20 protein-coding genes and 1 pseudogene are annotated in these 22,756 nt (G+C 63.5%); 7 read left to right on the forward strand and 14 right to left on the reverse strand.

Annotated elements, in window-relative coordinates; genetic code table 11:
* The first annotated feature begins 207 nt into the window (after positions 1-207).
* The 3 genes from bioD (at position 208) to ilvD (ending at position 3,782) form a co-directional block, all read left to right on the forward strand.
* Positions 208-828: a dethiobiotin synthase gene (gene bioD, locus FFS37_RS14710; RefSeq protein ID WP_137931672.1), complete on the forward strand. Its 621-nt coding sequence runs from the start codon at positions 208-210 to the stop codon at positions 826-828.
* A gap of 142 nt (positions 829-970) precedes the next feature.
* Entirely contained in the window at positions 971-2,023 is a 1,053-nt protein-coding gene (gene pyrC / locus FFS37_RS14715; RefSeq protein WP_137931673.1) for a dihydroorotase, read from the forward strand.
* A gap of 37 nt (positions 2,024-2,060) precedes the next feature.
* Positions 2,061-3,782, forward strand: a complete 1,722-nt coding sequence (ilvD, locus tag FFS37_RS14720) for a dihydroxy-acid dehydratase (protein WP_137931674.1) — start codon at positions 2,061-2,063, stop codon at positions 3,780-3,782.
* Between the two features lie 593 nt (positions 3,783-4,375).
* On the opposite strand, the pseudogene FFS37_RS14725 reads toward ilvD, so the two are convergent.
* The 3 genes and pseudogenes from FFS37_RS14725 to FFS37_RS14735 form a co-directional block, all read right to left on the reverse strand.
* A pseudogene (locus FFS37_RS14725) lies at positions 4,376-4,900 on the reverse strand (IS630 family transposase); the annotation flags it as partial.
* A gap of 73 nt (positions 4,901-4,973) precedes the next feature.
* Positions 4,974-6,008 carry an IS481 family transposase gene (locus FFS37_RS14730; RefSeq protein ID WP_137931675.1) on the reverse strand — a complete coding sequence of 345 codons (1,035 nt, stop codon included), beginning with the start codon at positions 6,006-6,008 and terminating at the stop codon, positions 4,974-4,976.
* A 101-nt stretch (positions 6,009-6,109) separates the two neighbouring features.
* Positions 6,110-6,763: a helix-turn-helix domain-containing protein gene (locus FFS37_RS14735; RefSeq protein ID WP_171026286.1), complete on the reverse strand. Its 654-nt coding sequence runs from the start codon at positions 6,761-6,763 to the stop codon at positions 6,110-6,112.
* 266 nt (positions 6,764-7,029) lie between these two features.
* On the opposite strand from FFS37_RS14735, the gene FFS37_RS14740 reads away from it, so the two are divergent.
* Positions 7,030-7,326 carry a helix-turn-helix transcriptional regulator gene (locus FFS37_RS14740; RefSeq protein ID WP_137931677.1) on the forward strand — a complete coding sequence of 99 codons (297 nt, stop codon included), beginning with the start codon at positions 7,030-7,032 and terminating at the stop codon, positions 7,324-7,326.
* Here the strand turns inward: FFS37_RS14740 and FFS37_RS14745 are convergent.
* The 6 genes from FFS37_RS14745 to FFS37_RS14770 form a co-directional block, all read right to left on the reverse strand.
* Positions 7,256-8,536, reverse strand: a complete 1,281-nt coding sequence (locus FFS37_RS14745; protein ID WP_137931678.1) for a tyrosine-type recombinase/integrase — start codon at positions 8,534-8,536, stop codon at positions 7,256-7,258. The two genes, FFS37_RS14740 and FFS37_RS14745, sit on opposite strands and share 71 nt — an antisense overlap.
* 293 nt (positions 8,537-8,829) lie before the next feature.
* Complete coding sequence (gene guaA / locus FFS37_RS14750) at positions 8,830-10,392, reverse strand: glutamine-hydrolyzing GMP synthase (protein WP_137931679.1); 1,563 nt, start codon at positions 10,390-10,392, stop codon at positions 8,830-8,832.
* Positions 10,393-10,447: 55 nt separating this feature from the next.
* Complete coding sequence (locus FFS37_RS14755; RefSeq protein WP_137931680.1) at positions 10,448-11,116, reverse strand: 5'-methylthioadenosine/S-adenosylhomocysteine nucleosidase; 669 nt, start codon at positions 11,114-11,116, stop codon at positions 10,448-10,450.
* 51 nt (positions 11,117-11,167) lie between these two features.
* Positions 11,168-11,626: a PaaI family thioesterase gene (locus FFS37_RS14760; protein WP_023686843.1), complete on the reverse strand. Its 459-nt coding sequence runs from the start codon at positions 11,624-11,626 to the stop codon at positions 11,168-11,170.
* An 88-nt stretch (positions 11,627-11,714) separates the two neighbouring features.
* On the reverse strand, positions 11,715-12,167 hold the full coding sequence (locus FFS37_RS14765) for a TspO/MBR family protein (protein WP_137931681.1): 453 nt from the start codon (positions 12,165-12,167) through the stop codon (positions 11,715-11,717).
* A 73-nt stretch (positions 12,168-12,240) separates the two neighbouring features.
* Positions 12,241-13,530: an RsmB/NOP family class I SAM-dependent RNA methyltransferase gene (locus FFS37_RS14770; RefSeq protein WP_137931682.1), complete on the reverse strand. Its 1,290-nt coding sequence runs from the start codon at positions 13,528-13,530 to the stop codon at positions 12,241-12,243.
* Positions 13,531-13,849: 319 nt separating this feature from the next.
* Between FFS37_RS14770 and FFS37_RS14775 the strand changes: the two genes are divergently transcribed.
* On the forward strand, positions 13,850-14,527 hold the full coding sequence (locus tag FFS37_RS14775) for an MIP family channel protein (RefSeq protein ID WP_064989240.1): 678 nt from the start codon (positions 13,850-13,852) through the stop codon (positions 14,525-14,527).
* Positions 14,528-14,599: 72 nt separating this feature from the next.
* On the opposite strand, the gene katG is transcribed toward FFS37_RS14775, so the two are convergent.
* Positions 14,600-16,789, reverse strand: a complete 2,190-nt coding sequence (katG, locus tag FFS37_RS14780; protein WP_137931683.1) for a catalase/peroxidase HPI — start codon at positions 16,787-16,789, stop codon at positions 14,600-14,602.
* A gap of 163 nt (positions 16,790-16,952) precedes the next feature.
* On the opposite strand from katG, the gene FFS37_RS14785 reads away from it, so the two are divergent.
* Positions 16,953-17,861 carry a hydrogen peroxide-inducible genes activator gene (locus FFS37_RS14785; protein WP_137931684.1) on the forward strand — a complete coding sequence of 303 codons (909 nt, stop codon included), beginning with the start codon at positions 16,953-16,955 and terminating at the stop codon, positions 17,859-17,861.
* Between the two features lie 18 nt (positions 17,862-17,879).
* Here the strand turns inward: FFS37_RS14785 and FFS37_RS14790 are convergent, their stop codons facing one another.
* The 4 genes from FFS37_RS14790 to FFS37_RS14805 form a co-directional block, all read right to left on the reverse strand.
* The gene (locus tag FFS37_RS14790) at positions 17,880-18,686 is read right to left on the reverse strand and encodes an amino acid ABC transporter ATP-binding protein (protein ID WP_137931685.1); all 807 of its coding nucleotides are present in this window, start codon (positions 18,684-18,686) and stop codon (positions 17,880-17,882) included.
* Positions 18,683-19,624 (reverse strand): amino acid ABC transporter permease, encoded by a 942-nt coding sequence (locus tag FFS37_RS14795; RefSeq protein WP_137931686.1) that lies wholly within the window; start codon positions 19,622-19,624, stop codon positions 18,683-18,685. The genes FFS37_RS14790 and FFS37_RS14795 overlap by 4 nt, the downstream gene beginning before the upstream one ends.
* A 54-nt stretch (positions 19,625-19,678) precedes the next feature.
* A complete protein-coding gene (locus FFS37_RS14800) occupies positions 19,679-20,536 on the reverse strand; it encodes an ABC transporter substrate-binding protein (RefSeq protein WP_137931687.1) in 858 nt (285 codons plus the stop codon).
* Positions 20,537-20,618: 82 nt separating this feature from the next.
* The gene (locus FFS37_RS14805; protein WP_137931688.1) at positions 20,619-21,632 is read right to left on the reverse strand and encodes an isopenicillin N synthase family dioxygenase; all 1,014 of its coding nucleotides are present in this window, start codon (positions 21,630-21,632) and stop codon (positions 20,619-20,621) included.
* A gap of 104 nt (positions 21,633-21,736) precedes the next feature.
* On the opposite strand from FFS37_RS14805, the gene FFS37_RS14810 reads away from it, so the two are divergent.
* Positions 21,737-22,681: a nucleoside hydrolase gene (locus FFS37_RS14810; RefSeq protein ID WP_137931689.1), complete on the forward strand. Its 945-nt coding sequence runs from the start codon at positions 21,737-21,739 to the stop codon at positions 22,679-22,681.
* Positions 22,682-22,756: the final 75 nt, after the last annotated feature.

Below are 22,756 nucleotides of genomic sequence, written 5' to 3' on the forward strand. Positions count from 1 at the left end.
CTTTAGCTTCTCGAAAGCCCCCTCACCGCTTATGCCCCGCCTCGTCCTCTCCGCGCTGCAAATCCTGCAGGGCAAGCAGGGCGCTCCGCGCGCTTGCAGGCGCTGGTCCGGGCGGCAGGTGCCCCCGGGGCGGGGCATTTCAGTGACGCTCCACATCGACGTGGACGACGTGCGTGTGCTAGCCACAGCGAACAGTGTGGTGTTCCCTTGAAGATCGTCGTCACGGGGACAGACACGGGAGTTGGGAAGACTATCTTCGCCGCCGCGCTGACCCGGGCGATCGGCGCGAGCTACTGGAAGCCGATCCAGTCTGGTCTTGAAGATGAGACCGACAGCGAACTGGTCGCACGCTTGGGTGGGATCCCTGCGGAGCGGATCCTGCCCGAAGCCTATCGACTCACGCAGCCACTGTCGCCGCATCGCTCAGCAGAACTCGATGGCGTTGCGATTGATACGCGGCGACTTGTGTTGCCGGAGGTTTCCGGGCCGCTCGTCGCCGAAGGTGCGGGTGGGCTGCTCGTCCCGGTCACCCGCGGTATCCTGTTCGCCGATTTGTTCCGGGCCTGGGGTATTCCCGTGGTGCTGGTGGCACGCACCACGCTGGGAACGATCAACCACAGCCTGCTTTCGATCGAGGCGCTACGCGCCCGTCAGATCCCGCTCCTTGGTGTCGCCTTCGTCGGCGATAGCGTGCCGGATACCGAGGCGGTGATCCCCCAACTTGGGAAAACCCGTTGCCTGGGCCGGCTGCCGTTGCTGGAACGGCTGGATTCGGCAGCGCTCGCGGCGGCCTTTGCGGATGCGTTCCATCTGAAGGACTTTACATGACCCGTTCGCCTGTCTGGCGTTTTTTCCCACGCGGACTCCGGGAACCCATCCCCTTGTGGGAGGCCCGTCCCAGCCGCGAGCGAGCCGATCGCGAGGGCACCATCCCCCGCCGTTTCGCCTCCCGCCATCCGCGGCCAAGCCCATGACCACGACACGACTGACCATCATCCGCCCAGACGATTGGCATGTACACCTTCGGGACGAGGCCATGCTGCAGATGGCGCTGCCCTGGACGGCACGCACGTTCGGACGCGCCATCGTCATGCCGAACCTCGATCCGCCGGTGACGACGGCCGCCCAGGCGGCCGCCTATCGCGATCGGATCCGGCGCGTGTTGCCCGACGGCTCCAGGTTCGAGCCATTGATGACGTGTTTCCTGACCGATGAGACCGGTCCCGAAGACATCGCAAGAGGCTTCGCTGAAAGGGTGTTAACGGCGGTCAAGATGTATCCGGCGCGCAGCACCACGAATTCCGCCGCCGGCGTGACAGACTTTCGCCGGGTCTACCGGGTGTTGGAGAGGATGCAGGCCGTCGGCATGCCACTTTTGATCCATGGTGAGGTGGCCGATCAGGAAACGGACGTTTTCGACAGGGAGAAGGCGTTCATAGACCGGGTGCTTGTCCGGCTGCGAGCCGATTTCCCGGCGCTGCGGATCGTCCTGGAGCACATCACGACCGCCGAAGCCGTGGACTATGTGCAGGACGCCGCGGGTCCCATCGGCGCCACCATCACAGCGCACCACCTCATGATCAACCGTAATGCGATGTTCGCAGGCGGCATCCGGCCGCATATGTACTGTTTGCCCGTGGCCAAGCGGGAGAGTCACCGCCTCGCATTGAGAAAGGCCGCGATCTCCGGCGACCCCCGATTCTTCCTCGGTACAGATTCGGCGCCGCACCTGATCCAGGACAAGGAATCGGCATGCGGCTGCGCCGGCATCTTCACCGCGCCCCTTGCGCTTGAGCTCTACGCCCAGGTTTTCGAGGAGGAACGAGCTCTCGATCGGCTCGCGGCCTTCGCGTCGCTCAACGGCGCGCGGTTTTACGGCCTGCCGCCGAACACCGAGGCAGTCACGCTCGTGCAATCGCCGTGGCAACCGCCAGAATTGCTGCCGGTCGGTGAGGCCGATCAAGTGCGCGTGTTCTGCCCGGAGGGCAAAGCTCGTTGGCGCCTGCTCGAACCGGCGGACTGAAAGAGCTTGATCCCAGTTCAATGCGAGAACCCGATCCATGACACATCACTACGACAAATCCAGACTGCCGAGCCGTCACACGACAGTCGGCCCGGAGCGGGCGCCGCATCGGTCGTTCCTCTACGCCATGGGATTGACCGATGCAGAGATCGCACAGCCCTTCGTCGGTGTCGCCACTTGCTGGAACGAGGCGGCCCCGTGCAACATCACCCTCAGCCGCCAGGCGCAGGCTGTCAAACTGGGCGTCAAGGCGGGTGGCGGCACGCCGCGCGAGTTCACCACCATCACAGTGACCGACGGCATCGCCATGGGCCACCAGGGCATGAAGTCGTCGCTGGTGAGCCGCGAGGTGATCGCCGATTCGGTCGAACTCACCATGCGCGGCCATTGCTACGACGCGCTGGTAGGCCTTGCCGGGTGCGACAAGTCACTGCCCGGCATGATGATGGCCATGGTCCGCCTCAACGTGCCGAGCGTGTTCATATACGGCGGTACGATCCTGCCGGGGCGCTTCCGCGGCAAGGACGTCACCGTGCAGGACGTCTATGAAGCGGTGGGAAGCTACCAGGCCGGCCAAATCTCCGAGGACGAGCTACACGCTCTCGAATGTGTCGCTTGCCCTTCCGCTGGTTCGTGCGGCGGCCAGTTTACCGCCAACACCATGGCTTGCGTCTCCGAGGCGCTCGGCCTCGCACTGCCCGGTTCGACCGGTGCGCCGGCGCCCTACGAGAGCCGTGACGCCTTCGCGGAAGCGTCCGGCAAGGCGGTGATGAACCTGCTTGCTCTCGACCTCAGGCCGCGCGACATCGTCACCCGCAAGGCGCTGGAGAACGCCGCCGCCGTGGTGGCGGCCTCCGGCGGGTCGACCAATGTGGCGCTGCATCTGCCGGCGATCGCACACGAGGCGGGTATCGACTTCGACCTGCATGCGGTCGCCGAGATTTTCAAGCGCACCCCCTATATCGCCGACCTCAAGCCTGGAGGGCGCTACCTCGCCAAGGATCTGTTCGAGATCGGCGGCGTGTCGGTGATCCTGAAGGCGCTGCTCGACGGCGGCCACTTGCACGGCGACTGCATCACGGTGACAGGCAAGATGATCGCCGAAAACCTGGCCGACGTGGTCTTCCCGACCAACCAGGACATTGTTCGCCCGATCTCCGACCCGATCACCACCAGCGGCGGCGTAGTCGGTCTGCGCGGCACACTCGCCCCGGAGGGCGCGATCGTCAAAGTGGCCGGCATGACGGACCTCAAGTTCCGCGGGCCGGCCCGGTGCTTCGACTCCGAGGAAGCGGCTTTCGACGCCGTGCAGAAGCGTGAGTACAAGCCGGGCGAGGTCATTGTCATTCGCTACGAAGGGCCGAAAGGCGGTCCCGGCATGCGCGAGATGCTGGCGACCACGGCGGCGATTTACGGCCAGGGCATGGGCGACAAGGTGGCGCTGATCACGGACGGACGCTTCTCCGGCGCCACGCGCGGCTTCTGCGTTGGCCATGTCGGCCCCGAAGCAGCAGTTGGCGGCCCGATCGCTCTGCTGAAGGACGGAGACATCATCGCCATCGATGCCGAATTGGGCACGCTCGATGTCGAGTTCTCGGCCGAGGAATTGGAGGCTCGCCGCAAGGAGTGGCGCCCGCGCCGTCACGATTTCCAGTCGGGGGCACTATGGAAATATGCGCAAACCGTGGGGCCTGCGGCAATGGGCGCAGTCACCCACCCCGGGGCCGCTGCGGAGACACACACCTACGCCAATGTCTGACTCTCGCAACACATCAATCGAGTCGATCTTTGATTGGGCCTACCGACAACAGTTCCGCCACGACAACGCAAAGCGATCGAAGAGGCTCGGGCCATGCAAGAATATATTCATGGCAATACGTGAGGGAGCTCCGGAAATTAGTCTATAGTCTAGACAGTGGGTTAGTGTGGGTTCGTGTGTGGGTTCGACTAAGGGTCGAGACTTCCGGGTCCTGATCCGAGCGGATGTATTCCGGCGTCGCACGGTAGAAGGGAGTGCGGTGAAGGGCTCGATCGAGGGTGTCGGGGCGAGCACGGCCTACATCGAGAAGGGGAGCCTGTGGGAGAATTCAGGCCACGCTTATCAATCAGTCGTAGTGGCTTTGGCGCGCCTCGGATGCTTCCGGCGGCACTCGCAAGCCGACGACTGGAATATCATAGCGCTCCAGCGGAAACGTAGTTATCAGTTTCATCAACGCTGGGGCGGCGCTTTGTGGGAGCACGATCGGATGCACCTGCGTACGGTATCGTATCGTCGGGTTAGCGGTCGCAGTCTAGCGTAGGTGGCGCGCCCGACAGGATTCGAACTAGTCGAGCGTTTCCATAATTCGAATCCTATCGCGCGGCCTTTTCGAGCCTGTAGGACCAGGTATGAACGACGGGGTTCTGGTTGAAGTGATCCATGGCAGCCATGATGCGGTCCTTGAGTTCTTGTTTGGATGCGACACGAATGTGGCGCAGGACAGAGCGGGCAAGTTTGGAAAAGAAGCCCTCGACCAGATTCAACCAGGAGCCGTGCTTGGGCGTGAAGGTGAACTCGAAGCGGCCCGGTCGGGCGGCGAGCCATGCATTCGTCTCTTTGGATATGTGGGCGGAATGATTGTCGAGGATCAAACGGATGGCCGTGTGCGCCGGATAGGCGGCATCGACCAGCTTGAGAAAGTCGATGAACTCGCGGCTTCGGTGGCGGTCCATGACCAGAGCGTGGATTTTTCCGGTGACGAGATCGATGCCGGCCAGCAAGCTGACCGTGCCGTGGCGCTTGTATTCGAACTCACGCGTGACGGTCGGGTGCACGCCGGGATCGGGTGGCAAGTCGGGGGCCGTGGTTGCGATGGCTTGAATGCCGGGCTTCTCGTCATAGGTGTAGAAGCTGACACTTGATCGGACAGTTGGCGCCTTCGAGTGGTCAGCATGGGCCTGTCCGGTAGGATCAGGCCGCGATCATCTTCTCCTTCGCCAGCGGCATTGCGTCAACAAAGGTCTGCATGGGGGTTTTGCCGAAGCACCAGCGGCCCTGATGCGGCCTTTGCTCGTTGTAGCTCGTGACCCACTCATCGAGATCGGCCTGCAACTCGTCGATTGAGCGGTATATCTTCTTGCGGAAGGCGATCCGGTAGAACTCGTTCAGCATGGTCTTGTGCAGCCGCTCGACGATCCCGTTGGTCTGCGGGCTCTTGGTCTTGGTGCGGGAGTGATCCACGTCCTCCACCGCCAGGTAGAGCTCGTATTCGTGATGTTCGGGGGTGCCGCAATATTCGGTTCCGCGGTCGGTCAGCACCCGCAGCAGCCTCACCTCGCGGGCATCGAAGAAGGGGATCACCCGATCGTTGAGCAGATCGGCCGCAGTGATCGGTGTCTTGCGGTCATAGAGCTTGGCGAAGGCGACTTTCGAGTAGGTGTCGACGAAGGTCTGCTGGTAGATCCGCCCCACGCCCTTCATGTTGCCAACGTAGAACGTGTCCTGGGCGCCGCAGTAGCCGGGGCATTCGCTCTCGAACTCGCCGTGGGCTTCCTTCTCGCTCTTGGCCTTTTCCAGCGCGGCAAGCTGGCTCTCGGTGAGGATGATGCCTTCCTGGGCGACCTTGGCCTCCAGCGCCTTGAGCCGCTTTTTCATCGTTTCCAGATCATGCCGCTGCCATACGCCGCGCACGCCGGCCGGTGAGATCGAATGGCCCAGCTTGCGCACTTCGTTGGCGATCCGCACCTGGCCGAAGGCCGGCTGCTCCATCGTCAGCTCGAGAATGATGGCTTCCACGTGGGGCGGTGTCCGGTTGGCCAGCAAAGGCTTCCTGCGCGTCAGTTCCTGCAGCGCCATCTCGCCGCCGGTGTCGTACAGCTCCTTGAACCGGTAGAAGCTGTCGCGCGAATAGCCCATCATCTTGCAAGCCTGGCTGACATTGCCCAACTGCTTGGCGAGTTCCAGCAGCCCGACCTTGCCGCGAATGACTTTCTGATCCTTGGTCATGGTGGTGTCCTTCGAATAGCCGGGGCCGGGCGCTGCGTAACCCCGACCACTCCGCGCCCGGCCCCGGCAATGCCTTGAGCCTTATGACACCGCCTGTCAGATTAAGTCCAAACTTCTACATCATAGGAGATGACCGCCATCGCGTCGCTCGGCTTCTTGTGTTTCTTTATCGCCGCGGCCGCGGCCTTCTTCAGGACGCTCACCTTGCGGTAGACGCACAGCACCTGCGCCATCTTGGCCTTGAACTTCGGATCCCGGCGTTCGAGATAGTAGCGCACCTTGTGCGGCTTCACCTCTTGCGCGTCGAGGATTTTGCAGACCGTACCTTGGGCCAGCCTGCTCAGGCACGAATGTCCCGCCGCAGGCCCGTGCTCGCGGGCATGATCGGCCAGAAGCTGCGTCGTCCACACCTCATGCGGATAGCCCAACTCCTTTGCCTTTCGGCAGGCCAGCGCTACCACCCACGTTTTGGCCTCGACGGTGATCGTCGGCTCCTTGCCCGGACGGGCGCGCTCATCCAGCGCCGCCAGCGCACCCTCCGCCTTGGCTCGCTCAATGCAGCGCTGGACAGTTTGAGCATGCAATCCCATGGTCCGGGCCACCGCATAGAACGAAGGGTCTTGCCGGTAAGCCAGCAGAATCCGCGATCGCTCGACCCGGCCAGCAGGCTCCGTCCGCGACCGTGCAATCGACTCAAGCTGCGCCAAATCCACTTTGTTGATCGTCAACTTGATCGAACTTCGCGATGTTGCCATGACCCATACCTTCATTCCACGAATCAAACCTCGGTCAGGCTACAACCCTTCCATCGTCAGTTGAATCCCGGAACAATAGAACAAGTTTCATGGAATCGATGGTCTAGTGACCGTGCCTTCAGCGCGATGGGTGCATCGATCGCCAGGCCAGACAGCTTTCTATTTGTACGCCACAGTATCCTGTTATCCGACACCTGAATTTGCTCCCTTCCCTTTCGGGGCCTATCGCGCTCATTTCCTCAAGACGACGAACTGAGGAGACGATGATGGCTCACCGAAATGACATTCCAATCAAGCGGACCATCCGTCGACAGCAACTCCGCGAAATGGTGCCCCTTGCCGACAGCACCATCTACGAAATGGAACTGCGGGGAGACTTTCCCCAGCGCTTCGCTCTCTCACCGCGCTGCGTCGTCTGGGATTTGGCGGAGGTCGAAGCCTGGTTGGCCTCCCGCCGATCGATCCCCATCACGCGCGCTCAATCTCCTGATGTCAGGCAGCGGCGGTCGCGCCCTGTTCGAGAGCCGGATCTGGCTCAAACAGCGGCATCGAAGGCGGGATGAGCACCGGCATGCGCTTCTTGCCGCCGACCCAGGCGTCGATGATGTCCGACCATTCCTGCATCATGTGGCGGCGTTGCACCTCGTATTCCGCTTTGTTGTAAACGCCGCGCGAGGAACGGCCATCCTCGTGTGCCAAGCACTTCTCGATCCAGTCGCTGTTGAAGCCCAACTCGTTCAGCAGCGTGGAGCCCGTCCTTCGCAGATCGTGAACTGTGAACGGCGCCAGCGGTAAGCCCTCCTTCTTCGCCTGTTCGACAACCGCGTAGGTGACGCGATTGAACGTCGCACGCGACATGGGCGCATCCGCGTCGTAGCGCGACGGCAGGAGGTACTTCGAATTCCCGGCGCACGTCTTCAGCGCGATCATGATGTCGAGGACCTGGCGCGAGAGGTAGACGTTGTGCGCCTTCGAGCGCTTCATCCGCTCCTTTGGGATCGTCCAAACGGCGTTCTCGAAATCGACCTCGTCCCAGGTAGCGTCCTGCAGCTCGCTCTTTCGCACCATGGTCTGCAGATAGAGGCGCATGCCGAGCCTGATGGTCGGCAGCGTCGCCACTTTCTCAAGCAGCTTGAGCATGACCCTGATTTCGGTGGGAGAGAGTGACCGATCCTTCGGCACGAAGGTCGCGATCGAGGCCGGCCCGACGTCATCAGCCGGGTTGGCGACCTTCTCACCGTGCAAGATGGCGAAACCGTAAATTTGCTTGAGAATGTCCCGGACGTGGATAGCAGTCGCCGGCGCGCCACGCTCGACGATGGCACCGCAATGAGCGCGTAGATCATCGGGCGTGATCTCCGTTAGAAGCCTGTTCCGCCACGCTGGTAGCAACTCGCGCTCAAAGATCGATCGGCGCATCGCCCGCGTGCTGTCCGCCATCGGCGCCGCGGTCAGCCACTTTTCGCCGAACTCGCCAAAGCTCTTTGCTTCCAGGAGACGGCGCTTGTCCCGCTGCTTTTCAATCGCCGGCGACCGCCCCTCGGCAATAGCCCGCTTGGCGTCGATGCACAGCTCTCGAGCCCGAGCAAGGGACAGGCCGGCCGGGCCGTACTTGCCGAACGTGACGGTCTCGCGCCGCCCGTTCATCCGATAATCGAGCTGGAAAGTGAGTATCCCCGACGGCCTTACGAGCACATACATGCCGTCGCGGTCGGTGACCTTGTATAATTTGTCTTTCGGTTTCAGGTGCTTAAGGGCTGCATCGGTCAGCATTTTGGCCGCCTCCACGAAAAAAGACCGTCAGGCCGTTTTCGGGCACCAACTAGACAGAAATTCTTTTTCTTTCAGTAAGTCACAAAGAAAAAAAGACCGTCATGGGCGCTCAGACCCTGACGGTATCGGACGAAATCAGCTTTTGCAATGGGGAAGCATACCGTCAGAAAGTACGTCAAGCCCGATCTCTACCGCCCGATAGCCACCGAACGGTACTGAACGATTCTCTTTGTTATTTCAGTGTTTTATGTCGTATTTCTGGATACCGCCGGATACTCTGGGATGGGCAAAAATCATTCCCACTCGATGGTTCCCGGCGGCTTCGAGGTCACGTCGTAGACGACGCGGTTGATGCCCTTCACCTCGTTGATGATGCGGGTGGCGGCGGCACCGAGGAAATTCATGTCGTAGTGGTAGAAATCGGCCGTCATGCCGTCGACGGAGGTGACCGCACGCAGCGCGCAGACGAATTCGTAGGTGCGGCCGTCGCCCATGACGCCCACTGTCTGCACCGGCAACAGCACCGCGAAGGCCTGCCAGATGGCGTCGTAGAGACCAGCCTTGCGGATCTCGTCGAGATAGATGGCATCGGCCTCGCGCAGGATGTCGAGCTTGTCGCGGGTGATGCCGCCGGGGCAGCGTATGGCAAGGCCCGGTCCGGGGAAGGGATGGCGGCCGATGAAGCTCTCGGGCAGGCCGAGTTCCTTGCCGAGCGCCCTCACCTCGTCCTTGAACAGTTCGCGCAGCGGCTCGACCAGTTGCATGTTCATGCGTTCGGGCAGGCCGCCGACATTGTGGTGCGACTTGATGGTCACCGACGGACCGCCGGTGAAGGAGACGCTCTCGATGACATCGGGATAGAGCGTGCCCTGGGCCAGGAAATCGGCGCCGCCGAGTTTTGCCGCTTCTTCCTCGAACACCTCGATGAACAGGCGGCCGATGGTCTTGCGCTTCTTTTCGGGATCGGCCTCGCCTTCCAGCGCCGAGATGAATTTTTCGGAGGCATCGACCAGGATCAGCGGCAGGTTGTAGTGCTGGCGGAACATCGCCACCACGCCTGCCGCCTCGTCCTTGCGCATCAGGCCATGGTCGACGAGGATGCAGGTGAGCTGGTCGCCAACCGCTTCATGGATCAGCAGCGCCGCCACGGAAGAATCCACGCCGCCCGACAGCGCACAGATCACCTTGCCCTTGCCGACCTGCTTGCGGATCGCTTCGACCGCGTGTTCGCGATAGGCGCGCATCGTCCAGTCGCCCTCGATGCCGGCGATATTGTGGACGAAGTTCCTGAGCAGCCGCGCGCCATCGGGCGTATGCACCACTTCGGGGTGGAACATGATGCCGTACATCTTGCGCTCGACATTGCCGAAGATCGCGAAGGGCGAGCTTTCCGACTTGCCGAACACCTGAAAGCCCGGCGGCAGGGCGATGACGCGGTCGCCATGGCTCATCCACACCTGGTGGCGCTGGCCGGTCGCCCAAAGGCCGTCAAACAGCGGGCTGTCCTTCTCGATCTCGACGAAGGCGCGGCCGAATTCGCGGTGGTTGGAGCTTTCGGCGACACCGCCCATCTGCACGCACATGGCCATCTGGCCGTAGCAGATGCCCAGCACCGGCACACCGGCATCGAAGACGATCTGCGGTGCGCGCGGACTGCCGACATCGCCGGTCGACGCGGGACCGCCCGACAGGATCACCGCCTTGGGGTTAATGCGCTTGAAGGCCGCCTCGGCCGATTGGAACGGCACGATCTCGGAGAACACGCCGGCCTCGCGGATACGGCGGGCGATCAACTGCGTAAACTGGCTGCCGAAATCGACAATCAGGACGGTGTCGGGGTGATTGGCTGTTGTCATGGCGAGCGTTTAGAGAAAGAAATGAGTCTGCGCAATGGGTTGCGTGGCCTGAGTTTCAGACTGGTCTGGCCTTGTCGGGAGACGTCTCCTTGACCAGCGTGCCCGATCCAAGCGCGCGTTCGAGGCGCATGACGGCGTCAGCCAGTCTTTCGTCGATGACATGCAGGTATTCGGTCCAGTCGCCGACATGCCTGAGATCGGCCGCGCCGTCGGAGATGCCGCGCAGCCCGATCAACGGCAGATCGAACAATTGGCATGCGCGCAGGCAGGCGAAGGTCTCCATGTCCACCATATCGGCGGAAATCGCATCATAGGCCGCGCCGGTGATGATCGCGCCGCCGGTCGACAGCGTCGCCGGCTTGATATCGGGAACACGCAAGGGCAATGGCACAGTCACCGGCAGGTCCAGGAACGGCGTCGCGCCCTTCTCGAAGCCAAGCGGCGAGGCATCGATGTCGCGGTAGCTGACCGAGACCGCCTGATAGATTTCGGTCTGTTCCAGCGTGCGGCTGCCGGCGGAGCCAAGCGAGACGACGATATCGGGCAATGCCTTCTGCGACTTCAGCCAGGAAAGTTCGGCGCCAAGGCGGACGCCGGCCTCCACCGGCCCGACGCCGGTCATCAAGGGCGTGAACAGTCTTTTCAGGTGCGGGCCGTATTCAGCCTCGGCCGCCATGACGAAGAGAACATCCTTGCCGCCAATTCGCACGACGTTGCCAGCCACGACGATCTCCTCCTGCCGCACTACGTTGTTACCGCCGGCCGTGCCGGGCTCTCACCCGGCTATCCCGTCACGGCCTACCACGGTCATCATGGTGCCGGTCATGGTGGCGATCAGTTTGGCCTCACCATCGGCGGCAAAGGCGTAGGCCTGGCCGTCGGCAACGATGATGGTGCGGCCGGGCTTGGTCACCGAACCGCGGAACAGGAAGCGCTCGCCCCGGCCGGGCGCCAGCAGGTTGACCTTGAATTCGATGGTCAGCACGCCAGAATTCTCTGGCATCAGTGAGAAGGCGGCGTAGCCGCAGGCCGAGTCCAGCGCCGTCGAGATGACGCCGGCATGGAGAAAACCGTGCTGCTGGGTCAGCGCCGCCGAATAGGGCATCTCTATTTCGATGATACCGGGCGTCACCAGTGTCAGTTCGGCTCCGATCGTCGCCATTGCCTGCTGGCGCGCGAAGGACGCCCTGACGCGATCCTCATAGTCGGGAGCCGGTACGATCTTTGCTGCCATCGCCAATGCCTTCAATTTTGCCGGAAAAGCTTATTGCAGAGGCATGAGCGGGACGCAAATGCTTTTGCTGCACTGCAACAAAACCCGTTCAGTTCAACCAGAGGAGCGAGGCGTTGAGCAATGTCGCGAAGGCCACCCACGCCGCATAGGGGATAAACAGCCAGCCGGCAGGCCGATCACGGTTCCAGACATTGGCGATGAACAGCACGATGCTGGCCAGAAGAAGCATGATGATGACCAGCGCCGGGCCCATCATTTTCGCACCGAAGAAGGTTGGCGACCACAGGAAGTTCAGCACCAGCTGGACACCCCAGATCTTCATTGCGGCTCCCGCGGGCTCTCGTTGCCATGTCCGCCGGCCGGCCACGGCGATCAGCACATAAAGTGTGGTCCAGGCCGGTGCGAACACCCAGTTGGGCGGATTGAAGGGGGGCTTGGCCAGCGAAGCGTACCAGGCGCCCGGCAGCGTCGCGTAGCCGATCAGCAGGCCGCCACCCAGCACCAGGACGAGGAAAAACAGAAGCGACAGATATCTTTGCAAGACCTGATCCCATGGCAGCGCAATGCCGCCACCGTGCAACTGGGGCGCCGCCGCTGCCTGTCAACGGCGGGCGTCACTTCGCCCGACGCATGGCGCAGAAATAGAAGCCGTCCGTGCCGCTTTGCGCCGGCGAAAGCGAAACACCGCCATCACTGGCGATCCGGACAGCGGCCTCGTGTCCAGGAAAACGGCTTTCCCACAGAGCGCGGTGATCGACCGGCGCAAAGCCGGGGTCGCGCTTGCGGAACGCGTCGATCTGGTCGCCATTTTCCTCGTCGAACACCGAACAGGTGATATAGACCAGCAGGCCGCCCGGTTTGACGTAGGCTTTGGCGGCATCGAGGATCGCCGACTGCTCCCCCTTGCGGGCATCTAGCTGTCTTTGCGTCAGCCGCCACTTGGCGTCGGGACGACGCCGCCAGGTGCCGCTGCCGGTGCAGGGCGCGTCGACCAGCACGATGTCCATGTGGTTGACGAGCGGCGCGAGTTCGGCCGGCCTGGCGACGACCTGCACATTGCGGTTTTCCGAACGGCGGATGCGGTCGAAGATCGGCGCCAGACGGGCCTTTTCAGCGTCGTGGGCGAAGACCTGGCCGGTATTGGCCATCGCCGCCGACAGCGCCAGCGTCTTGCCACCGGCGCCGGCGCAGAAGTCGAGCACCTGCATGCCGGCCTCGGCGCCGGCAAGGATCGCCGCGATTTGCGACCCCTCGTCCTGGACCTCGAACCAGCCTTTCTGGAAGGCCGGTTCGGCCTGGACGTTGGGATGCCTGCCATCGCCGTCGATCGGCGGGATACGGATGCCGTTGGGTGCGATCCGCGCGGCCTGCGCCCCGGTATCGGCCAGTTCCTTGAGGACCTTGGCGCGATCGGCCTGCAGCGTGTTGACCCTGATGTCGAGCGGCGGCCGTGTCGCCAATGCGGCGCCTTCCTCGACCCATGGCGTGCCAAAGGCGCGCTCGAAGAGCGGCTCGCACCAATCGGGTATGTCGGCCCGCACGGCGCCCGGCGCGTCCGCGAGCCGGCGCTCCGCGATTGCCTGAAGCTCGGTGTCGCTGAGCAGCGGCGGCGCGAACTTGTCGCCGTCGAGCGCGCCGTTGAGCGACTGTGCCGTCTGGCGCCATTCGAGCAGCAAGGCCCCGAAGCCTACGGCGCGCGGCGTATCCTCACCCAGCAACCAGCCGGCGGAGCGCTTGTGGCGCAGCGCGTCGTAGACGATGTTGCCGATCGCGGCACGATCGCCGCCACCGGCGAAGCGGTGAGACAAGCCCCAATCCTTCAGCGCATCGGCCACCGGCCGATGGCGCCGGCCAATGTCCTCCAGCACTTCGATGGCCGCAGCCAGCCGTCCGCCCAGTCGCATTCGTCAGTCCACCAAAATCCAACACATCATCACGGCCTGCTCTTAGAGCCTTTCACGTCCGGATTGAACCCCGGCCGTCGCGCGGCCGCGAGACGGTCCCGATCCGTGCCGGCCACGTGCCCAGCCAACAAATTCCGCTCACCGGCCAAAGCAGATCGATCAATAGATGAAAGGTCTCTAATGTTCATGACTGATGAGCGCAAGCACGGCGCATGGCGCTACAGCTCTGCTTTCCAAGCTTTTCGGTTGGGAATACTCTTGACGCCATGATTCGCGGCACAGGAAACGTGGACCGGCGGATCGTCATGAGGAGAGGGCAATGAAGACTTATCTGGCGGAAGTTCTAGGGACATTTCTGTTGGTGTTCATCGGCACGGCATCGGTGGTGACCGGTGGCTTCGGCGGCGCGCTGCCGCTCGGCCAAGAGGGCATTGGCCTGGCATTCGGCATCGGCCTCATCGCCGCGGCCTACGCGATCGGCCCGATTTCGGGCGCGCACCTCAACCCCGCGGTAACGCTCGGCGTCTTTCTCGCCGGCCGGCTGCCGGCCAAGGACGTCATCCCCTACTGGATCGCGCAGATCATCGGCGCCATCCTCGCCTCGCTGGCGCTGTGGATCATCGTTTCGGGCCAGACGGGCGGGCACACCGGCGGCTTCGGCGCCAATGGCTGGGACGAGACGAAATGGGGCATGAGCTCGGCGTTCCTGTGGGAGCTGATCGGCACCTTCACCTTCGTCACCGTGATCCTCGGCGTCACCGCCGAGAAGCACTCGACGGCATTTGCCGGACTGGTCATCGGCCTGACGCTGGCGGGCATCCACTTCGCCATGATCCCGGTCACCGGCACCTCGGTCAATCCGGCCCGCTCGATCGGCCCGGCGCTGTTCACGGGCGGCGCGGCGCTCAGCCAGCTCTGGCTGTTCATCGTCGCGCCACTGATCGGCGGCGCCATCGCCGGCGTCGTCGCCAAGGCACGCATCTTCGAGAAGGACTGATTTCGAAGCCGGAATGCAAAAGGCGCGGGCCATGGCCCGCGCCTTTTTTATTGGATGGGAGCTCCGGCTGGATCAGCCGGCGATGTCGAAGCGGTCGGCGTTCATCACCTTGGTCCAGGCCACGACGAAGTCTTTCGCGAACTTCGTCTTGGCATCTGAAGTGGCATAGACTTCGGCCAGCGCACGCAGCTGCGAGTGCGAACCGAAGATGAGGTCGGCGCGGGTGCCGGTCCACTTGACTGCGCCGGTCTTGCGGTCGCGGCCCTCGAAGACGTCCTTGGCATCGGATGCCGCCTTCCACTCCGTACCCATGTCGAGCAGGTTGACGAAGAAGTCGTTGCTCAGCGTTCCGGGCCGCGTGGTGAAGACGCCGTGCTTGGAGTTGCCGGCATTGGCGCCGAGAACGCGCAGGCCGCCGACAAGGACCGTCATTTCCGGAGCCGTCAGCGTCAGCAGCTGCGCCCGATCGACAAGCGCCTCCTCCACCGTCAGCCGCTGCTTGCCGCTGACATAGTTGCGGAAGCCATCGACGGTCGGCTCCAGCGGGGCGAAGGAGTGGATGTCCGTCTGCTCCTGCGAGGCGTCCATGCGGCCGGGCCAGAAAGGAACCGCCACACCGTTGCCTGCGGCCTTCTCGATTGCAGCGTTGCCGCCGAGAACGATCAGGTCGGCAAGCGAGACCTTCTTGCCGCCGGTCTGCTCGGCATTGAACGCCTTGCGGATCGCCTCGAGCTTGTCGAGCACTTCAGCGAGATCCGCCGGCTGGTTGACGGCCCAGTCTTTCTGCGGCGCGAGCCGGACGCGCGCGCCGTTGGCGCCGCCGCGTTTGTCGGAACCGCGGAAGGTCGAAGCCGACGCCCACGCGACCGAAACCAGCTGCGACACCGACAGGCCGGACGCCAGGATGCTGGCCTTCAGCGCTTCGGCATCCTGCTCGTCGATCAGGACGTGATCGACAGCCGGGATGATGTCCTGCCAGGGCAGCTCTTCCTCGGGAACGAGCGGGCCGAGATAGCGCGCGACGGGACCCATGTCGCGATGGGTCAGCTTGTACCAGGCGCGGGCGAACGCGTCGGCGAACTGATCCGGATTCTCATGGAAGCGCCGCGAGATGGTCTCATAGGAAGGGTCGAACCGCAGCGCCAGGTCGCTGGTCAGCATGGCGGGCGCGTGGCGCTTGGCCGGATTGTGCGCATCCGGCACGGTGCCGGCGCCGGCGCCACCCTTCGGCGTCCATTGATGGGCGCCCGCCGGGCTCTTCGTCAGCTCCCATTCGTAGTTGAACAGATTGTCGAAAAAGTCGTTGCTCCACTTGGTCGGCGTGGTCGTCCAGGTAACTTCCAGGCCGCTGCCGATGGCATCGCCGCCCTTGCCCGTGCCGAACTTGCTCGCCCAGCCGAGGCCCTGCTGCTCGATGTCGGCGCCTTCCGGCTCCACACCAACCAGTGTTGCATCGCCGGCGCCATGGGTCTTGCCGAAGGTATGACCGCCGGCGATGAGCGCGACGGTTTCTTCGTCGTTCATGGCCATGCGGGCGAAGGTGTCCCTGATGTCGCGCGCCGAAGCCAGCGGATCGGGCTTGCCGTTCGGTCCTTCCGGATTGACGTAGATCAGGCCCATCTGCACGGCGCCGAGCGGGTTCTGGAGGTCGCGGTCGCCGCTGTAGCGCTCATCAGCCAGCCACTTGCCTTCGGGACCCCAGTAGACGTCCTGCTCGGGCTCCCAGACGTCGGCGCGGCCGCCGGCGAAACCGAAGGTCTTGAAGCCCATCGATTCCAGGGCCACGTTGCCGGTGAGGATCAGCAGATCGGCCCAGGAAATCTTGCGGCCATATTTCTGCTTGATCGGCCAGAGCAGGCGGCGGGCCTTGTCGAGATTGACATTGTCCGGCCAGCTGTTCAGCGGCGCGAAACGCTGCTGGCCGGCGCCGGCGCCGCCACGGCCGTCCGCGATGCGGTAGGTGCCGGCGCTGTGCCATGCCATGCGGATGAAGAGCGGGCCGTAGTGGCCGAAATCGGCGGGCCACCATTCCTGCGAATCCGTCATCAGCGCATGCAGGTCCTTGATCACCGCGTCGAGGTCGAGGCTCTTGAATTCCTCGGCATAGTCGAACGCCTCGCCCATCGGATCGGACAGCGAGGACTGCTGGTGCAGGATCTGGACGTTGAGTTGGTTCGGCCACCAGTCACGGTTGGTCCTGCCGGCGGAGCCATGCGCGACCGGGCATTTGCCCGCGCTGTTGTCGTCGGTTTTCGCGTCCATCTCTCACTCCAATTCTGCCGGGGTTTGACTTTGCCGAGGTTTGATTTTTTGCCGAGATCTAGGGGCCAGCCAGTGGCCGCGCCAATCTGGAACGATTCCAGACTAGGCCACTCGCCCGATAAAAACAAATTGCCTTTCCTGTTCATTTCGATAGGATTTTCTTATGATAGGATTGACAGTTCGCCAGATGCATTATTTCGACGCGCTGGCCCAGACGCTGCATTTCGGGCGCGCCGCTAAACTTGCCGGTGTCAGCCAGCCGGCGCTGTCCTCGCAGATCGCCGAAATGGAACAGCGGCTGAATTGCCGGCTGTTCGAACGCGGCGGCAAATCCGTCCGCATGACCGACGAAGCCATCGCCCTGTTGCCCCGCATCGAGCGCATCCTGGCTGACATACGTGACGTTGAAACGACGGCCAGGCGTGGCCGAACCGCCATGGAGGGGCGCTTCCGGCTGGGCATCATTCCCACGGTCGCGCCCTATCTCCTGCCGCGCGCCCTGCCCGAGTTGAAAAAGCACTTTCCCGCCTTGCAGCTCGAATTGCGCGAGGCCGTGACCGCCACGCTGGTCGAGGACATCGCATCGCGAAAGCTTGACGCCTTCGTCGCCGCGCTGCCCCTGGATCACCCTGGCCTGATCACCGAGACGCTGTTTCCCGACCGGTTCTTCCTGGCCGTGCCCTCGGGCGACCCGGCCTTCGCCTCGCCGCCAGTGCCGCCGGAAAGCCCGGCGCTGGAGCGGCTGATGCTGCTGGAGGAAGGCCATTGCCTGCGCGAACAGGCGCTGGCCGTCTGCGGCAATGTGCGGCCGGTGGCCATGGCAAGCTATGGCGCCACCAGCCTCACCACATTGCTGCAGATGGTGGCGCATGGGCTCGGCGTGACGCTCATCCCCGAAATGGCGTCCGGACCCGCCAGCGCCATCCCCGACCTCAAGATCGTGCCGTTCCAGGAACCGATGCCGCAACGCATGATCTGCCTTGCCTGGCGGCGCAACAATGCCCGGCACGGCGAATGCGTCGAACTCGCCAAGATCATCCGCAGCCTTGGCGCGGCAGTGCTGGCGGCGTGAGAACCAGCCGACCGGACACTACAGAACCCGCGACAGGAATTCGCGGGTGCGCGGCGATTGCGGGCTGGCGATCATTTCGCGCGGCGCGCCGCGCTCGACGATGACGCCGCCGTCCATGAAGACGAGCTGATCGCCGATTTCGCGGGCGAAGCCGATCTCGTGGGTCACGACGACCATCGTCATGCCGCTTTCGGCGAGGTCGCGCATGACCTGCAGCACCTCGCCGACCAGTTCCGGATCAAGCGCCGAGGTCGGTTCGTCGAAGAGCAGCACCTTGGGCTTCATGGCCATGGCGCGCGCGATCGCCACGCGCTGCTGCTGGCCGCCGGAGAGTTCGCGCGGATAGCGGTCGACCTTGTCGGCGAGGCCGACGCGCCGCAGCAGGACTTCCGCCTCGGTCTTGGCCTGCTCGATCGGGATGCGCCGCACCTGCGTCGGCGCCTCGATCAGGTTCTCCATCACAGTCATGTGCGAGAACAGGTTGAACGACTGGAACAGCATGCCGATCTCCGCGCGGCGCTGGCACAGCAGATCGTCCTTCACCTCATGGAGCCTGTCGCCGCGCAGGTCGTAGCCGACGAACTGGCTGTCGACGAGCAGGATGCCGCCGCTGAGTTTCTCCAGGTGGTTGATGCAGCGCAGGAACGTACTCTTGCCGGAGCCCGACGGGCCGATGATGCAGGCCACCGAACCCTCCGGCACATCGAGATCGACGCCTTTGAGAACCTCGAGCTGGCCATAGGTCTTGCGCACGCCGCGCGCGAACACCATGGAGTCTGCTGGCACGCCGAAGCGGGCACGATTTTCGGATTTCACATCGCTCATCGGGCAACGCCACGCAAGTTGAAGGCGTTGCGCAGGGCGCGCATCGTCAGGGGATCGCGCCTGACATCGCTGCGGCCGAAATGACGCTCCAGGAAATGCTGCCCGACAGACATGATGCTGACCACGGCGAGATACCAGAAGGCGACCACGATCAGCAGCGGGATCGTCTCGAAGGTGCGCGCATAGATGCTCTGCGCGGTATAGAAGAGGTCGTCGACGGCGATGAACGTCACCAGCGAGGTCATCTTCAGGAGATTGATCGCCTCGTTGCCGGTCGGCGGCAGCACGAAGCGCATGGCTTGCGGCAGCGTGATGCGCTTCAGGATCATGCGGTAGGGCATGCCGAGCGCGCTTGCCGCTTCCGACTGACCCGACGGCACCGATTTGATGCCGGCGCGGATGATCTCGGCCATGTAGCCGGCCTCGCACAGCGAAAGCGCGACGACCGCGGAGAAGAACGGCGTCATGAAGTCATTGGTGCGCACGGAAAACAGCGTGCCGAGGAACGGCAGGCTGAGCGAGATCTCGCGCACCAGCAGCGACAGGTTGAACCAGAAGATCAGCTGGATCAGCGCCGGCACGCCACGGAAGAACCAGACATAGACGCCGGAGAAGCCGCGCAGCACCGGGCTTGGCGACACCCGCATGATGGCGATGACGGTGCCGACCACGATCGCCAGCACCATGATGATGACGGTGAGCATCAACGTGTTGCCAAGGCCGCGCATGATCGAGGGATGGAACAGGTAGCCGGCGGCCGTTCCCCAGGCAAAGGCCGGATTGCTGGCGAAGGCGCGGATGATGAGGAACGCCAAAAGCAAGGCGAGCGCCGTGCCGATCCAGATGCCATAACGGCGCTGCGGCACGACGGTCAGCCGCGACACGGCGGCGGCAGCGCCCGGCTCGACGCCGATCTCGGTCGGGTGGGCCACGCCCATCGCAAGTCTCCAGTCTTGCCGGCGCCTGTCCGATGGCCAGGCGCCGGGTCATCTCTATTCGGCGCGGAGCGCGTCCATGGAACCAACGAAGTAGGGTTCCTTGATCGCATAGGCGCCCATGCCGTACTTCTCCAGGATAGCCTTGTACGTGCCGTTCTTGAACAGCTCGGAAAGCGCGGCAACCATCATGTCGGCGGTTTCCTTGTCGTCCTTGGCGATCGCCATGCCGAGCGGCGCGACCTCATAAAGCGTCGGCAGGACCACAAGCTGGCCCTTGCTCGTCACCTCGAAATAGCTGGACGCGGTGGCGTCGTCCATGCGCGCGTCGACGCGGTCGGACAGCACCGCCTGGACGATGTCGGTGGAGGAGTTGAAGACCGACTTCTCGATGGGCTTCTGGCCCTTGTCGGTGCATTCCTTGGTGAGTTTGTCGACCAGGAAATCGGAAGCGCTGCCGGCCGAGACGCCGATGCGCTTGCCGCAGAGCGGTGTCTCGCCGCTGAAGCTTGCCTTCTTGTCGGGCGACGTCGAGACGGCAAGGCCTGCCTTCAGGAACATGATGAAATCGACCTGTTTCAAGCGCTCCGGCGTGGCCGAGAAGGTTTCCCAGGCGATCTTGAAGCGGCCGGCGGCGAGGCCGGGGATCATCGACGGGAACGGCGTGCGCTGGACGTCCAGCTTGGCGTCGACGAGCTTGGCCACCTCGCCGGCAAGCTCGATGATGATGCCGGTCTGCTTGCCGTCGGCGTCGAGATATTCGAACGGCGCGAAGTCCAGCGTGTTGGCGACGGCGAGCGTTCCGCTCTGCTTGACGTCAGTCGATTTCGGCACGTCGGCGGCCCTGGAAACCCCGCCCCAGACGGTGGCGGACATCGCCAGCGCGAGGCCGGTCATTCGCAGATATCTGTTCATTGCTGTTCCCCTTTCTTGTCGTTGTCTGCAGTCTGTAACGAAACCCGGGCCGGCCACTCGCACCAGCCCGGGCTCGGCGATCCTACGAAGCGGCGGCCTCGGCCGCCTTCTTCTTGCGATAGTGATAGTTCTTGTCGATGCGCTCCATCAGATAGTCGCCATAGAGCACCGGCTCGTATTTCGGCTGGCTGCCCGCCGGCACGCAGACCGGAAGCGCTTCGATCGTTTCTTCCATCGAGGGATCGAAGAAGAAGGGCTGCGAGTAGCGCTCGCGCCCCGAGCGGTTGATGACGCGGTGCGGCGTCGAGACGAACTGGTCGTTCGACCAGCGCGCCAGTATGTCGCCGACATTCATGACGAAGGAATCGGGGACCGGCGGCGCGGGCACCCAGTCGCCCGCCTTGTTCTTCACTTCCAGCCCGCCGACATTGTCCTGCGCGAGCAAGGTGATGAAGCCGTAATCGGTGTGTGGCGCCGAACCGAAGAGCCCCTCTTCCTGGGGCTGCGTGGGATAGTGCAGCAAGCGCAGGAAGGTCGTCGGCTGCTCGAAATAGTGGTCGAGGCTGTCCGACGGCAGGCCCAGCGACAGCGCGATGGCGCGCACCATCTTGCGGGCGAGCGTGCTCATCTCCTGGACATAGCGCTCGATCGTTTCCCGGAATCCGGCAAGAGCCGCCTCGTCGGGCCACTGGTTCGGGCCTTGCAGCGGTTTGTCGGCAAGGGCGCGCGGGTCGTCCGCGGCGACCTCGTGCATGAAGAAGATCGATTCGCTCTGGTTCGGCTTGCTGACGGTCGCCACCGACGAGGTGACGATAGTGGAGCCGGCAAAGGGCAGGAAGCCGCGGAAATTCTTGTCGATCTTGAGCTTCGCCTTCTCCTCGTCGGGCAAGGCGAAGAAGCGCTTGGAGGCCTCGCGGACGGCTTCGACATCGGCGCGCGGGATAGGATGGCCGGTGACATAGAGGAAGCCGATCGTCTCGAGATAGCGGCGCAGAGTCGCTGCCGTCTCCCGGATCGCCGCTTCGTCGTCGCCATAAAGCGCCGAAACGTCGAGGATCGGAATCTCGGAAAAATCACCGCGCTCTTGTGCATCCATTTTCGAACACCCTGTCTTGAACATAAGATACAGTACTGTATTTCTACACATCCCGACGGCCTCATCAATAGGCTTTCGATCGCAAAACGGAAGGACGCGGCATCATGGCACCACGCAAGATCATCATCGACACCGATCCGGGCCAGGACGACGCGTTCGCGATCCTTTTCGCGCTGGGCTCGCCCGCTGACCTCGACGTGGTCGGCATCACCACCGTGGGCGGCAATGTGCCGCTCGCGCTGACGGCGAAGAACGCGCTGAAGGTGGTCGAACTTGCCGGGCGGCCCGACGTGCCGGTCCATGCCGGATGCCCGGCGCCGATGGTGCGCAAGCTGATCACGGCCGAATATGTGCACGGCGAAACCGGTCTCGACGGCGCAGATCTTCCCGAGCCGGTAACGCCGCTGCAAAGCGAGCATGGCGTGAACTATCTGGTGCGCACCATCATGGACGCGCCGGAAGGCGAGCTGACCGTCTGCACGCTCGGACCAATGACCAATCTGGCGATGGCGATGACAATGGAGCCGCGGATCGTGCCACGCCTGCGCGAAGTGGTGCTGATGGGCGGCGGCTTCTTCCAGGGCGGCAACGCCACGCCGGCAGCCGAGTTCAACATCTTCGTGGACCCGCATGCCGCGCACAAGGTGTTCGACAGCGGCGTGCCGGTGACCATGGCCGGCATAGACTGCACCTACACCGCGCTGATGACGCCCGAATGGCTCGACCGGCTGCGTGCAACCGGCAGTCGCACCGCGATCGAGGCCGCCAACATGGCGGACTTCTATCGCCAGTACGGCACGCACAAATTCGAGACGGCGGCGCGCCCGATCCATGACGCCTGCGTCACCGGCTACCTGCTGGCGCCGCATCTCTACGAGCAGCGCCAGTGCGCGGTGACGGTCGATATCGTCTCGCCCGAGACGATCGGCATGACGGTGGTCGACTGGTGGCACGTGACCGGCCGGCGCAAGAACTGCAACGTGCTGCGGCGCATCGATCCGGCGCCGTTCTTCGAGCTGATGCTGGAGCGGATCAGCGCATTGCCCTGAGATGCGCGTTCCGCGATAGATAGACGCTTGATGAGTCGCGAAGCGCACCGAAGCCGGCGAACGGGTTGCAAGCGT

This window comes from Mesorhizobium comanense, from assembly GCF_005503535.1.
GTDB lineage: Bacteria > Pseudomonadota > Alphaproteobacteria > Rhizobiales > Rhizobiaceae > Mesorhizobium > Mesorhizobium comanense.